Genomic DNA, 13989 nt, shown 5'->3' on the forward strand with positions numbered 1-13989 from the left:
CACCGCACCCGCACCGAACTCGAAAACGGCCTGAACATGCCGTCTGGTCCCCCCTCCTCGAGGGGGGCCAACGAACACATCCGGTCGAGTACAGCTCAGCAGTGCACTACCAATGGGGATCTGTCTGCTCAGCCATCCGTTCTAACGGGACCGGGCTCCACGGCAGGAACCGCAAGGGAGGCGAGACGTCGACTGCCGCCGAGCTTCCTCTTCAGCGCGACGTTCTCGTGGTAGAGGTTCGCGGTCACCGCTGCGAGAGCATCGAACTTGCCCTGAAGTTCGGTCACGTTGGCCTTCGAATCACGAAGCTGTCGGCGGAGCTTCGCGATCGTCTCATCCCGTTCGACTTCGCCCGGGCTTCGCAGAATCGGGCGAGCGACCTTCGCGTCCCACTCGGCCAGGATGTCCTCGGCCCGGTGGACGGTCGCGTGGCTGACCTGGGCCTCGCGGGCGAGGTTCTCCTTGGTCAGGGCGCCGTTGGTGTGCAGGGGCTCACCGGCCAACAGCCGGGCCATGGCTTCACGGAGTTTCGTTGCGGTCGCGGCGGATACCGGCATCAGTGGGCACCTTCCAGGTTGGCGAATTGTGCGGTGACCGACTGCACCTCGGTGAGACGGATCTCTATGGATTCGCGCCGCGGTGGGGAGAGCCGTTCGCGTCGCAGGGTGTCTTGCAGGTCGCCCTCTTCGGCGATCCAGTAGGGGGCGTTCTTCAAGGTCAACACTGAGTTGCGGCATTTGCCGGGCTGGCACGCGCCGAGCAACGGCTGCTTGCCCCGCTGCTCGGGCGGGAGCTGGTTTTGGCACTCGGCAGTCGATGCCTGCCACAGACAGTGGTTGATCGTGCCGAAGTGGAGCTGGGCGAACTCGTCCCGCAGCAAGCTCACCTGCATCCGTTCGTCCGCGATCTGTGCTTGGAGGTGCGGGTCGCTGTCCATGGCCTTGATAACCTTGTCCAGGCCGGCGTGGAGCCTGGCGGCGCCGGGGCCGACAGCGACCGGATCACCCTGCCGACGGGCCTTGAGAAGTTCGACGAGCTTGCGGGCGGCGGCCAGTTCGAGCTGGTTGTCGAACTCCTTACTCCAGTTCGCATCCATCCTTCCGTAGCCGGCAGTGACCCGGTTGGACAGGGCCCGGCGGGCGGCGTGCTTGAGCTGGATTCCGAGCGCGATCTCCCCGTCGGGCTGCTGGGCGGTGATGATCGCCATGGTCTTACGGAACATGTGCGGCCGCACCAGCCCTTCGGGGATGGGCTCCAGTCTGGTCCGGTCCAGCGTCTTGTTGATGTTCTCGATGAAGAAGTCGATGTCGCGGAAGGCATCGAAGCCCGCGCGGCCTCGTGTTCCCTCCGGCAGGAACCCGCTGGGCGGGGCCAGGGTGGCAAAGATGTGGCTGTCGTGCCAGGACAGGCGCTCGGCGACTGCCACGGCCTGTGCGACCGGTTCGGTGATCCACCACTTGAGGCGGGGCCGGGATTCGTCGTGCTTGACCTTCCTCGAGGCGATCGCGGGGGATCCGTAGTGCTCGACGATGGAGTTCCGTTCGATCTCCTGCAGTTCACTGTCGCGCATCATCGTGAGGGCGGCGATGAAGACGTAGCAGGCGGCTCTGACCATTCGCAGGGCATGCTCAAGGTCGCCGTCCTCGATGTAGTCGGTGCGGTCCTCGGTGATCGCCTCACGCACCCACTGCTGTCGCTGCCGGGTGCGGGCTGTGCCACTGGTGAAGACGTTCGCCCGGGTCACCGTGCCGAATACGCGGCTTTCCAGGGTCAGCCAGACCGGCTCTCCGGCCGGCCCGTGGACGCTGGACTCCCGGCGGACCGGTATGCGGTTGGCCGGGTCGGCCAGCCACTTCTTGACCAGAGCATCAAGGTCATCGGGCCGGCGGTTGCGGCTGCGGACGGGCTGGTCAACGACGCCCAGAGCGACCCGGCCTTCCTTGGCCGCGACGGGCCGGACCCGGCCTGCATCAACCAGCTGCTGCACCATCCTCCGCCTCATCTGGTGCCGGTCCGAGTCCCGGCCGGCTTTGAACACTCCCTGGCTGACGCCGCCCGTCAGCCACAGGCTCAGCGTTGACCACATCACCGTGCCCGCCGGGTATCCGCGGAAGTCCCTGGCGTGGACGGGCACCAGGGAAGCAGGGTCCTGCACCCAGGCGGCGAGCTTCACGTCGATGTCCCGAGCCCGATGGGTCTGGCGCCGTGTCCCGGCAGAGGCCGCCACGGCGGCGGCCTGCTGATCGCGGCGTTCAATGATCTGCGGGGCCATGTCATCGATGTAGAACCAGGCGGCCCGCAGGAGCGGCCACCAGATGGCCGGCGGAATCGAGGGGGTGGACAGCTCACCGGCGTATGTCCGCTCGGCCACCTCCGCAGCCGATTTCCCCGGCCACGGGTCCTCACTCAGGCCGCCTCCGGTCAGCAGCGGGGCGAAGTCCAGCAGGCGGCGAATGGTGAGGACATCATTGGCCAGGGTCGACGTTCCGGACGTCAGCGCGTGATGGTCAAGGTAGTCCTGCCAGTCCTCCGCCGCCCACGCGGCCAGGTCCGGGGGCATCTGCTGCTCGACCGCCCATGTGGCGATGAGCCGCATCTTGTCGCACATCTGCCTGACCGAGGACAGGCCCCAGTTCTCCGCCCGGAAGAACAGACCGGCATCCCGGAGGATCTTGTGGCTGGAGTTGAGCATCCCGAAGGCGATCTCGCGGGTTCGCAGATTCCAGAGCGGGTCCGTGGGAAACGACGCCCGCCAGGCGCTCTTCACCCGGTTCGCCGGCCGTCGAAGGCAGTCGCCGGGCCAGTACCCGCTCTGCCCGAAGAGCGGGACCTCCGCTCCGGGGATGAGGTTGCGGCGGCCGCCGAGGACGGGTGTGTCGTCGGGGATGATCTGCGACGGCAGAGCCTGGAAGGCGGCGGCAGTTGTCATCGGTCGTACTCCGTTCGCATTCCGAGCGGCAGGTCGAGGCGGAACTTGCCCTCCTCGATCTGCCGGCGGGCCTCTGGAAGCTGTTCCGCGCACTCGGCGAACACTTCTTTCAGTGCGGCTGCCTGAACGGCCCAGGTGGCCTGCCAGACCGGTGGGGCCAGCACCTTGCGCATGTGGGTGATGTGGTCGTCGAGCATCAGCAGCCGGGGCAGCTGCGAGGTGAACACGATCGCGTTCGGGCAGATCATGCACATCGCCGGCGCGACGTGGCAGAGCTTGCCCTTGGGTGTGTGCGGGGAGTCGTGGGGATCACGGCAGTTGACGACACCCATGTCGAGCTCTCCGTGCTGCAAGGCTTTCCCCTGCTCAGGCGAGATACCCAGCTCAGCGGCCGTCTCCGGCTCCGCGAGCATGGCCTCTGCCCCCTCGGTGACAAGCACGGGCTTGCCAGGCTTGATCTTGTTGAAAACTCCGCGCTGGGCCCGGTTAACCGCCCGGCCTGCCAGGACGTGCGCGGTCGTGCCGTGCGCGTAGTGGCCCCGGAACACTTCGATGTGGTGGTCATCCCCTGCCAGGTCGCTCAGGCTGCCGCCCAGAGCGGCGACGCGCGTGGTCTTCGACGTCTTCCGCAGCCGCCGCACGTCGTGCGGCTCGGAGATCTTTGCCGGGTCGCCTTCCATATCCGGATGGGTGGCGATCCAGTCGGTGAACCGGCGCCCTGGGCGCTTGAAGATCGCCCGCCCCGCGGCCATGCGACGCCGGTAGTCGGTGGACTCGACGGCGGTGAACAGCCACGGATCGGTCTCGAATACCTCCCGGGTCAGGGTGTTCACCGCGATCAGGCGGCGCAGGAGTCCGGGGACGTCCCAGTTGCCGGTGCCGGGGTAGACGGACTCTCCAGGTGCCTCGTCCTCGTCCAGAGGCCGCTCGCTCTCCCGCGGCCCGTCGTTGCCGTGCAGATGCGGACGGACCCGCTGGGCCCGCAGTTTGCTCTGCAGCACCCGGACCCCTTCATCGCTGAACTCAAGGTCGTCCAGACAAAGATCGTGCACTTCCTCGGAGGTGGCATCGCCCATGGCCAGCAGGAGCAGGACCCGGAACGGCTGCAGGTCGAGTTCGTTGGGGAACAGCAGGCCGCTGACGGTGGTCATCACGCCGTACTTCCCGCCGAAGCGGGCCATGTAGAGGGGGTCGGCCACGATGTCCCTTACCGGCTTCGGCCACCACTTGAAGTGCGCCGGGAAATGCGTCAGCAGGGCGGGCATGTCGAGCACGCCGTGCCGGGCCGCCCAGACCAGATTGGGCAGCGACCGCCAGCCTCCATCGCGCGGGTCCTGGCCTTCAGCCAGCAGAGCCCGGCCCACGGCGAGCCGCTTCTCCAGGGCCCGGACATCAGCCATGGCGCCATCCCGCAGAAGCAGACGCTCGTGATTGGCGAACTCGTCCAACGGCTCGCTCGAGCCACCCCGGAACGTCGGCGGCCCTTCCGCCCTCCGCCGCAGGCGCTCGGGCACCTTCGCGTCCCGGACCGCCCTGTGCTCCACCAGAGTCAGCAGTGCACCGGCCAACACGTTCGGCTGCTTCGAAGTCGGCTTGTAGCGGTTAACAAGATCTTCCTCCCACTGGTAGATGACCTCGGCCAAGTCGATGAGCCCGCCATCCAGCCGGGCTGCATCCGGATCGAGGCCGGTGGCCGCCAGATGCGTGCTGGCGAACGTCAGGAAGCTGCGGATCGCGGCGACGTAGTTGCCGCTGAAGGCCAGACCCGCCTTGCGGTGATAGTCCAGCCAGGCATCAGCCAGCTGGCCCGCCAGCAGCGAGCACTGGTACTCCGCCGGATCGATCCGGTGGGTCATCCGCTGGTGCCGGTAGACGTAGACGAGTTCCCGGACCCCGATCCGTCCAGGCGGCGCCGGAGGCGCGACGGCAGCGGCCGGACGCTGCCGGCTCCTGCGTTCTCCCCGGCGAGGCATCAGGCGGCCCTCCCCTGCGTCAGCCGGGCCGCGTAGTCGGCGTAGGTGGTGTCCTGGGCATTCCAGTCCGCGATCGCCCGGGCGACCAGCAGGTTCGTCTTGCGGATGTAGCGCAGGTAACGCATGGTCGACGTCGCCTGGCGATGGCCGAGCAAACGCTGAACCGTCAGCTGCGGCGACCTGCTGATGTGATCGGCCAGGTAGGCGGTGTGCCCGCCCAGCCGCCGCAGCTCCGCCTCCTGCTCCGCCACCAGCTCGGTCAGCAACTGGAGCATGAAGATCGCGAACGTGTGACGCAGGTCGTGGATCTTGAATGCCCGCGGCACCACCGTCTCGAGCTTGTGCTCCTTGCTGATCCGCAGGGCCCGCACGTGGGCGTCCTCGAAGATCTGATGCCAGCGCTGCGCGGAGAGCATGCGCCCGCCACGGCCGACGAACAGCGCCATCGGTTCCAGACCCCGATCGCCCTCGATGACCGCGATCCGGCGCGTGGCCACGTCCATGTCCTTGATCGTGAAGGTCCGCCGGCGGCCGTGCAGGACTCCGCTGAGCTTGCCCTGACGGGAATTGATGTCGTCGACGACGAAGAGCTCCGACCGGTGACGGTGCAGCGTGCGGGCGGCCGCATGCACGATCTTCGCCCGCTCTGTGCGCCGGTAGAAATCGATCTCCCGCAAGGTGGCGTGCTGGATCTCCACCGTGCGAGGCAGCTTGTATTTGGCCATCTCCCCCAGGTCCACCAGCGCAGCCGAGCCGTCCCGGCGCGGCCTCCCGACCTCGATATCGAGCAGGGTGCTGAACTCCCGCAGGCGCATCCCGGTCGTCACCGCCAGCTCCGCCGCCGCGCTGTTGCGCAACGGCGCCGCCCCACGGAACGACCGGTCCGCCCGCTCGTCCGGCAACAGGCCACGAAGCCCCACCTGCTTCAGGAACCGCCACTGCGAATAGGTCAGATGGCGAACATCGAGGTCGTTGACGACGGACACGGACAGAACGTCCTTGCCGTTCTTGCGTCGGAGATACGGGCGCCCTTCCAGCAGCTTGGCGTCCTCGACAGCCCAGTCGTAGAAGTTGTTGATCGCAGCCCGCCGCCGCATCCACGTGGCCGCCGACACCGGCTCGTCCTGGTACTCCATGAGCTCGTCCCGGTAGGCAACGAGGTCATCCTCCGTAGCCGACAACAGATCAGTCGGCGGATCCAACTGCCCAAGGAAGTCAGCCAGATCCATGAGGTCGTACGTGTAGTCCTGGAGCGACCCTGCATCCAGACGCTTGGCCAGCTCAAAGAAGAACGAGGTAAGCGGCTCCAGCGGACGCATGTCCGCCCCCAGGAAGAACGGCGCGCCCTCCTTCAGAGCACCCTTGCGGGTCACGTACTCGATCCAGTCCAGATCCACACCGTCCACGGCACCCGCATACCGGCGCACCTTGGTATGCGACACGAAGAAGTACTCCACAAAGCCCCCCCTGAGACATCAAAAGGAACTTGAACCTAACAACCAGCTGCGATGTACCGCTGAGACAGAGAGACATCTACCAACCCTTGAGCTAACCCGCGCCTTCCTGGTTGGCGGGGCGGGATTCCAGGCGGACCACATGCGGGTGGTCCGGCCGTAGTTCGGCGGAGTCCTCGGCGAGCACGATCCGCTCGTCCGCCCCGACCGCGCCCAGCAGACTGGCCAGAAGCGTGGTCTTTCCCGCCCCCGTGCCCCCGCTGATCAGGTAGGAGAGTCTGGCTTCGACCAAGCGCCGCAGGATCCGGTCACCGCCCGGCGGGACCGTGCCCGCCCGCACCAACTCCGCCAGTGAGAAGGCCCGCGGCCTCACCACTCGCAGGGAGAGGCAGGTCGAGCCGACCGACACCGGAGGCAGCACCGCGTGCATCCGGGTGCCGTCCGGCAGCCGTGCGTCCACCCACGGACGCGCGTCGTCCAGCCGTCTGCCCGCGACCGCAGCGAGGCGCTGGGCCAGTCTCCGCACTGCCGCCGCGTCCGGGAAGGTGACGCCTGTCAGCTGGAGTCCGCCGCCCCGGTCCACCCACACCCGGTCGGGTGCGGAAACCAGCACATCGGTGACCGCCGGGTCCGCGAGCAGCGGCTCCAGCACTCCGGTGCCGACGAGTTCGCCCCGCAGCTCAGCTGCGGCCCCCAGCACCTCGGCGTCGCCAAGCAGCCGCCCCTGGGCCCTCAGAGCGGCCGCCACCCCGGCCGGGGTGGCGGCGGCACCGCTACGTGCCAGCCGCTGTCGCACGGCGTCGAGCAACGCGTCCGTCATGGTGCGCCTCCCCCGCCCGGACCCGCCGAGGCACCGGCTTCACCCGCGGCCCCGGCCTGTTCCCAGAAGTACGCGGAGAAGCGGGCGAGTGGGCCCCTCGCGTTGCCCCCGGGCGGAGTTCCGATGTCCTGGGATGCCAGCAAGCCGGCCTCCGCGGGCAGTTCGCCGACGAGCGGGAGTCCGATGGCCTGGGCCACCCACTGCTCGTCCAGGCCTGCCGCATACGGTCCGCGGGCCACCACACGGAGGTCGTCCAGCACCATGCCCGCCATGGACGCGACGCGTTTGGCCGCTGCGACAGCACGCAGTTCACCCGGGACGACCAGAAGGCCGAGGTCGAGCTGGGCGAGGGCTTCCGCCACACCCTCGTCGACCCTGCGCGGCAGGTCCACGACCACCACCCCGCCGAGCCGACGCGCGGCGGCCAGCACAGCGCGCATCGCCTGCGGCGGGATCACCACCTCACCCTCGCGCCCCCAGCTCAGCACGCGCAGTCCGTGGAGGGCGGGCAGTGAATCTTCCAGGGCTCCCCCGCCGAGACGTCCTTTCGAATGGGCGAAATCCGGCCAGCGCAGACCTTCGGCGCGCTCACCGCCGAGCAGGACGTCGATTCCTCCGCCCAGAGGGTCGGCGTCGATCAGCATCGTGCGCCGCCCGGATCTGGCGGCGCTCACCGCGAGCGCGCAGGCCAATGTGGAGGCGCCGGAACCTCCCCGTCCGCCCATCACCCCGACCGTGAGCGCCGGCTTCCCGACTCCCTCGGCCGCGTTGGCGATCTGATCGACGAGCCACCCCTCGGAATCCGGCAGCCGCAGCACGTATTCGGCCCCGATCTCCACCGCACGCCGCCAGACGTCCGGGTCGTCTTGGTCCCGCCCGACCAGCATCACTCCGCGCCTGCGGCTGACGTTCCGGCACCTCGCGGCAGCGTCGTCTCCCACCAGAACCATCGGAGCCCGCTCCCAGCCGCCCCGCCGCGTGGGCGGCCCGTGGTGGACCTCCGGCTCCGCCCCTGCCGCCGCGCACAGCCGCAGCAGGTCATCGAGCAACTCCACGTCTTCCGTGACGATCAGCGGACCGCCACGCCGCCCTACGGTGACCGCCGCCCCTTCTTCCACCCGGGATCCAGCCACGATCTCCGCCCCCTTCTCACTGCCCCTTCAGCGCGGTTCGCGGTGATCTCGGAGTGTTTCCGAGATGCGCGATTCCGGCACCCGCGGACTTCGCGGGTGGAATCACCGTGCGGCACGACGGAAAAACATGTGGATCTTGCTGGAAAACTGTGGACAACCTCGACCCTGTGAATATCTCCGTCACCCATACCAGCGACTTCCGGAGCGCAGCCCATCCGCTACACACTGTGACGAGACGAGACGCGCATCGACGGCTCGCACGAACAGGCCCGTGGCGGCCGGAAGAGAGGCTGAAGTGGAACCCACCCGAGAAAACGCGTCCGGACATGCGACGACCCCCGCCGGGGGGGAGAGCGGGGGTCGTCCCCACGGCCGACTCGGGGGGGGGAGGAGCCGGACCGGGTTAGCACGGTCGCGAACGATCCGTGACTTCCATGGTGTACCCGAGGCCCTTCTCAGGCAAACCCACGCGCCGGAGTTTACGCCGAATGGTGGGCCCCTATGCTCAGCGTTGTGGAAAACCACTTCTCGCCGCGCACAGCAGCCTTCTTTGACCTGGACAAGACGGTCATTGCGAAGTCTTCGACGCTGACCTTCAGCAAGTCCTTCTACCAAGGCGGACTGATCAACCGCCGCGCTGTACTGCGCACCGCGTACGCACAGTTCGTCTTCCTTGCCGGGGGCGCCGATCACGACCAGATGGAGCGGATGCGTGAGTACCTCTCCGCCCTCTGCAAAGGATGGAACGTCCAGCAGGTCAAGGAGATCGTCGCCGAGACCCTGCACGATCTGATCGACCCGATCATCTACGACGAGGCCGCCACCCTCATCGAGGAACACCACACCGCGGGCCGCGACGTGGTCATCGTGTCGACCTCGGGAGCGGAAGTCGTCGAACCGATCGGAGAGCTGCTCGGCGCCGATCGTGTCGTCGCCACGCGCATGGTCGTCGGCGACGACGGCTGCTTCACCGGTGAAGTCGAGTACTACGCCTACGGGCCGACCAAGGCCGAAGCCGTGAAGGCGCTCGCCGCTTCCGAGGGATACGACCTCTCCCGCTGCTACGCCTACAGCGACTCCGTGACGGATGTGCCGATGCTGGAGTCGGTCGGCCACCCCCACGCGGTCAACCCCGACCGCGCGTTGCGCCGCGAAGCGACCCTTCGCGAGTGGCCGATTCTCGTCTTCAACCGCCCGGTCCGGCTCAAGCAGCGTCTTCCTGCGTTCACCTTGCCGCCGCGCCCCGCGCTGGTGGCGGCGGCCGCGGTAGGTGCTGCCGCGGTGACGGCGGGGGTGGTCTGGTACGCCAACCGCCGACGCACCACCACAGCCGCGCTGGCGGGGTGAGCCGGGTGAGCTCCCCGGAGGACGGCCGGAGAGTGAGCCCGTATCGCGAGGTCACCCCCGGAAAGAGCGTTCACCGCTTCGAGAGACGGAGCGCTCATACGCCCGCCAGGGATCGGAGCAGGCGTACACCGACAGAGTGGGCTTCTTCCTTCGCGAATACACCGCCCGATTCGCCCCTGATTGAACACAAAAGTAAAGAAGTAGGGCCAGGGGTTTCCCTTCCCCTGGCTCTGGAGTACAAAGGATTCAACGGCCCGCGAGACCAAAGACATCCGTGAGGATGACCTGTAGCGCCAGACGGCCCCACGGACCGAGCACGGAAGCCGAGCACCCACGCGACGTCGACCCGTCGAATACGGGCCAGCCGCACCAGGTGACGGGCGAAGTACCCGACCTGATGGGCACATAACGAGGACGCTTGGTAACTGGGCAGACGTGCCAGCGGCGGTACCGCACTTCGGTACCGCCGCACCCTTTGCCTACGGGCGCCCTCTCCCGCCTTACCGTGCCTCACCCACACCGCGCCTCGCTCCGTCCGCAGGGCGCGGGCACGTCACCTCCAGGATGGGCCCTTGCCCCCGCGCCATGAACATCGGGGCACAAGCGAGCCCTCCGGTCCTGACCTCCGGGAGGTCAGAACCGGCGCACCGCTATGCGGCGCCGCGCTGCAGGGCCTCGCACACCGCCGTCGATTCGCGTACGCCCAGCTCCACCGCGCGCCCGCAGTGCGCGATCCAGGCGGCCATTCCCTCGGGAGTCCCGGCCGTGTAACCCTCGAACGCCGCGACGTAGTCCGCCCGGCCCTGCTCCGCGTGACCCACCTCGGACGGGCAGATCGACTTCGGGTCCAGTCCGCTGCCGATCAGGACGATGCGTTCGGCGGTCCTGGCGACCAAGCCGTTGCGGGAGGCGAAGGGGCGCAGCGCAAGCAGTTCACCGTGGACCACAGCGGCGGTGACCAGAGCGGGAGCGGCACTTCCCGCGATGATCAGCTGCGAGAGGCCGTCGAGCCGTCCGGCGACCTCATCGGCGCTGGGGAGGGGCGCTTCGATCAACGGCTCGTCGACGGATTCACCCGCCAGCCTGGGGCGGCCCACCGCATCGTCGGGAGCCGCTCCACCGGCGGCCACCAGGTGGAGCCGGGCCAGTACCCGGAGCGGCGACTGCCGCCAGATGGAGAGGAGTTGCCCCGCCTCGGCCGTGAGCCGCAATGCCGCGCCGACTGTGCGCGCGTCTCCGTCACCGCGGAAGTCGGTCCGCCGACGCACCTCTTCCAGATTCCAGTCGGCGCCGGCCAGCGCCGCCGACCCGCGGGAACCGCGCAGTGCGGCTTCGGCCGTGACCTCGTTGCTGCGGCGTCGCATGACGCGGTGACCGTAGACGCGGTCGACGGCCTGACGCACGGAGTTCACGGCGTCGGACACCCCGGGCAGAGCGCCGAGCGCGGCGAGCGGGTCTGAGGCAGTCGTACTCATAAGTAAGGAGGCTACGCGCCCACCCCACTCGGCCCACCCTCCCGTGGCCTTCTTCACCCAAACCGACAGCGCAGAGCAATCGAGCAGCTACCCTAGGTGAACATGAAGATCGCTTTCGTCGGGAAGGGCGGCAGCGGAAAGACCACGCTGTCCTCGCTCTTCATCCGCCACCTCGCCGCCAACGAAGCCCACGTCATCGCCGTGGACGCCGACATCAACCAGCACCTTGGGGCCGCGCTCGGCCTGGACGAGGCGGAGGCAGCCGCACTGCCCGCCATGGGTGCGCATCTCCCTCTGATCAAGGACTATCTGCGCGGCACCAATCCGCGCATCGCATCCGCCGAGAAGATGATCAAGACGACTCCGCCTGGTGAGGGCTCACAGTTGCTGCGGGTTCGCGAGGAGAACCCGATCTTCGATGCCTGTGCGCGCACGGTGCGGCTCGACGACGGGGACATTCGGTTGATGGCGACCGGCCCCTTCACGGAGTCGGATCTCGGAGTCTCCTGCTACCACTCCAAGGTCGGGGCGGTGGAGCTCTGCCTCAATCACCTGGTGGACGGCCCGGACGAGTACGTCGTGGTCGACATGACGGCGGGCTCGGACTCGTTCGCGTCGGGGATGTTCACCCGCTTCGACATGACGTTCCTGGTCGCCGAGCCGACCCGTAAGGGGGTTTCGGTGTACCGCCAGTACAAGGAGTACGCCCGGGACTTCGGCGTCACGCTGAAGGTCGTCGGCAACAAGGTGCAGGGCCCTGACGACCTGGACTTCCTGCGCTCGGAGGTCGGTGACGACCTGCTGATCGGGGTCGGGCACTCCGACTGGGTACGGGCGATGGAGAAGGGGCGACCCTCCCGGTTCGAGCTGCTGGAGGCCGACAACAGGATGGCCCTGCAAGCCCTTCAGGACGCAGCCGAGGATTCCTACGAACTCCGCGACTGGGAGCGCTACACCCGGCAGATGGTGCACTTCCACCTGAAGAACGCCGAGAGCTGGGGCAACGAGAAGACCGGGGTCGACCTGGCTGCCCAGGTCGACCCCGCCTTCGTGCTCGACGAGCGGCACGCCGGGGCGGGCGTCTCCGCATCCGCCTGACGCGACCCGTCACCACCCGCCCGCGTTCGCCGCGGACCCTGACCGCCCCGCCCGCATTCACCGCAGCCCCGGAGCCGCCCTCCCCGTCACCACGACCGCTCGGGCGGGTGGCCGGGGGGGCCGCTCCCGACGCTGCCGCGGGGTCGGGTGACACTCGGGACCCGCCTCGGCTGCTAGTCCTTGCTGTCCTGCTTGCCCGCGGACGGTGCGGCAGCGGCCTGGGCTCCCAGGTAGGTCGGCCAGCCGGTCTTGGGCGCCTGGCCGACACCGAGCTTCGTCAGCTTCGCCAGCGCGTCCGGGTCCTGCGCGTCCAGCCAGTCGGTCAGCTGCCGGAAGGACACGCAACGCACGTCCTCCTTGGTGCACACCTTCGCGATGGTCTCCTCGATGGCGCGCATGTAGGTGCCGCCGTTCCAGGACTCGAAGTGGTTGCCGATGATCAACGGCGCCCGGTTTCCGTTGTACGAGCGGTCAAAGGCCTGGAGGAGCCCGTCCCGCATCTGGTTGCCCCAGAACTCGTGCTGGGAAGGGTCGCCCTGTGTGGTCGTACCGGACTGGTTGACCAGGAAGTTGTAGTCCATCGACAGCGTCTCGAAGGCGCGGCCGGGCATCGGGACGAGCTGGAGCGGAATGTCCCAGACCCCGTCCTTCTTCTTGGGCCACACCTGGTTGCCCACACCGCTGGAGTCGTAGCGGAAGCCCATGGTGCGGGCGGCGGCGACCATGTTCTTCTGCCCTTCGAGGCAGGGGGTCCGGGCGCCGATCAGCTCCTTGTCGTAGTCGAAGGGGAGGGGAGCCTCGCCCTTCAGCTCCGGAGCGTTGCTCTTCCAGCTCTTGACGAAAGCTTTCGCCTGCTCGATCTCGCTCTTCCACTCCTCGACGGACCAAGTGCCGACACCGCCGTCCTTGCCACAGAAGTGTCCGTTGAAGTGGGTGCCGATCTCGTTGCCGTCCTTCCAGGCGGCGCGGACCTCGGAGAGGGTGTCACGGATGCCCTCGGTGTCGTTGAAGCCGATGTCGGAGCGGCCCGGCGCGTGCTGAGGCGGGTTGTAGAGGTCCCGCTTGCTCTCGGGCAGCAGGTACACGCCGCTGAGGAAGTACGTCATGGTGGCGTTGTACTTCTTGCCCACACCGCGGAAGTGGGAGAAGAGTTTCTGGCTGTCCTCGCCGGCGCCGTCCCAGGAGAACACCACGAACTGCGGAGGCTTCTGACCAGGCGCCAGGCGCTTGGCGGCCTTCACCTTCGGCTGAACCCCCGTGAAAGCGGTGGATCCATCCCCGATGAGCTTCACCGCACCCCTCGGGGGAGCCGCCGGGGCGTTCTCCTTGGCGCCGTGGGCGCCCTTCTCCGCACCGGCGCCCCCTTCGGCGGACCCTCCCGGCCCCGCCCCCGAACAGCCCGCGAGTACGGCGACCAGGGCCGTGGTCGTGACGCCCAAGGCGATCCTCTTCGTGGCGGCCATCATCCGCCCACCCTCTTCCTTGCAGGTCGTTTGCGTTGAAGTGCCGACGAGGCGCGGCCAAACTCGCACGCAGCCCCGGACGGCAAGGGCGACAGGCCGAATGAAAAGCTGCTTATTCACCAGCAAGGGTGAGATCTTGACCTAAATGCCCGGAATACGACACAGCGATCGTCACTCTCCGTTAGTGTTCATCTCATCGAAACGCGAAAAGTCTTCGTCGCACACCGCCGCCCACCACGTCGCAGCGAGGAAGCCAGAAGCCCGTCCATCTCGGGCAAGCGGGAGCACACCAGCGTC

The 13989-nt window shown here is 68.0% G+C and carries 9 protein-coding genes and 1 pseudogene; 2 read left to right on the forward strand and 8 right to left on the reverse strand.

Going from position 1 to position 13989, the window contains the following annotated elements:
• Positions 1 to 128: 128 nt before the first annotated feature.
• From ACIRRU_RS23420 to ssd, 6 genes and pseudogenes are all read right to left on the reverse strand, one after another.
• On the reverse strand, positions 129 to 557 hold the full coding sequence (locus ACIRRU_RS23420) for a hypothetical protein (RefSeq protein WP_403683543.1): 429 nt from the start codon (positions 555 to 557) through the stop codon (positions 129 to 131).
• Positions 557 to 2929 carry a hypothetical protein gene (locus ACIRRU_RS23425; RefSeq protein ID WP_403683545.1) on the reverse strand — a complete coding sequence of 791 codons (2373 nt, stop codon included), beginning with the start codon at positions 2927 to 2929 and terminating at the stop codon, positions 557 to 559. The genes ACIRRU_RS23420 and ACIRRU_RS23425 overlap by 1 nt, the downstream gene beginning before the upstream one ends.
• Entirely contained in the window at positions 2926 to 4785 is a 1860-nt protein-coding gene (locus ACIRRU_RS23430; protein WP_403683547.1) for a hypothetical protein, read from the reverse strand. Before ACIRRU_RS23430 ends, ACIRRU_RS23425 begins: the two co-directional genes overlap by 4 nt.
• Before the next feature lie 116 nt (positions 4786 to 4901).
• Positions 4902 to 6359, reverse strand: coding sequence for a site-specific integrase (locus ACIRRU_RS23435; RefSeq protein ID WP_403683549.1), 1458 nt, complete (start codon positions 6357 to 6359; stop codon positions 4902 to 4904).
• Positions 6360 to 6453: 94 nt separating this feature from the next.
• Positions 6454 to 7176, reverse strand: a pseudogene (locus ACIRRU_RS23440) (CpaF family protein); the annotation flags it as partial.
• Positions 7173 to 8309 carry a septum site-determining protein Ssd gene (gene ssd / locus ACIRRU_RS23445; RefSeq protein ID WP_403683551.1) on the reverse strand — a complete coding sequence of 379 codons (1137 nt, stop codon included), beginning with the start codon at positions 8307 to 8309 and terminating at the stop codon, positions 7173 to 7175. The pseudogene ACIRRU_RS23440 and the gene ssd, both read right to left, overlap by 4 nt.
• Before the next feature lie 501 nt (positions 8310 to 8810).
• Here ssd and ACIRRU_RS23450 point away from each other — a divergent pair.
• Positions 8811 to 9656 (forward strand): HAD-IB family hydrolase, encoded by an 846-nt coding sequence (locus ACIRRU_RS23450; RefSeq protein WP_363201978.1) that lies wholly within the window; start codon positions 8811 to 8813, stop codon positions 9654 to 9656.
• Between the two features lie 650 nt (positions 9657 to 10306).
• Here the strand turns inward: ACIRRU_RS23450 and ACIRRU_RS23455 are convergent.
• Positions 10307 to 11131, reverse strand: a complete 825-nt coding sequence (locus tag ACIRRU_RS23455) for an oxidoreductase (protein ID WP_403683553.1) — start codon at positions 11129 to 11131, stop codon at positions 10307 to 10309.
• A gap of 102 nt (positions 11132 to 11233) precedes the next feature.
• On the opposite strand from ACIRRU_RS23455, the gene ACIRRU_RS23460 reads away from it, so the two are divergent.
• Positions 11234 to 12229, forward strand: a complete 996-nt coding sequence (locus tag ACIRRU_RS23460) for an ATP-binding protein (RefSeq protein WP_403683555.1) — start codon at positions 11234 to 11236, stop codon at positions 12227 to 12229.
• 173 nt (positions 12230 to 12402) lie between these two features.
• Here the strand turns inward: ACIRRU_RS23460 and ACIRRU_RS23465 are convergent, their stop codons facing one another.
• Positions 12403 to 13695, reverse strand: a complete 1293-nt coding sequence (locus ACIRRU_RS23465; RefSeq protein WP_403683556.1) for a hypothetical protein — start codon at positions 13693 to 13695, stop codon at positions 12403 to 12405.
• Positions 13696 to 13989 lie beyond the last annotated feature (294 nt).

This window comes from Streptomyces sp. NPDC101181, from assembly GCF_044767975.1.
GTDB lineage: Bacteria > Actinomycetota > Actinomycetes > Streptomycetales > Streptomycetaceae > Streptomyces.

Bases quoted from the DNA above. Each gene is read 5' to 3' on its own strand.
- ACIRRU_RS23420 (WP_403683543.1), bottom strand. From the start codon at position 557: ATGCCGGTATCCGCCGCGACCGCAACGAAACTCCGTGAAGCCATGGCC.
- ACIRRU_RS23425 (WP_403683545.1), bottom strand. From the start codon at position 2,929: ATGACAACTGCCGCCGCCTTCCAGGCTCTGCCGTCGCAGATCATCCCC.
- ACIRRU_RS23430 (WP_403683547.1), bottom strand. From the start codon at position 4,785: ATGACCCACCGGATCGATCCGGCGGAGTACCAGTGCTCGCTGCTGGCG.
- ACIRRU_RS23450 (WP_363201978.1), top strand. From the start codon at position 8,811: ATGCTCAGCGTTGTGGAAAACCACTTCTCGCCGCGCACAGCAGCCTTC.
- ACIRRU_RS23455 (WP_403683553.1), bottom strand. From the start codon at position 11,131: ATGAGTACGACTGCCTCAGACCCGCTCGCCGCGCTCGGCGCTCTGCCC.
- ACIRRU_RS23460 (WP_403683555.1), top strand. From the start codon at position 11,234: ATGAAGATCGCTTTCGTCGGGAAGGGCGGCAGCGGAAAGACCACGCTG.
- ACIRRU_RS23465 (WP_403683556.1), bottom strand. From the start codon at position 13,695: ATGATGGCCGCCACGAAGAGGATCGCCTTGGGCGTCACGACCACGGCC.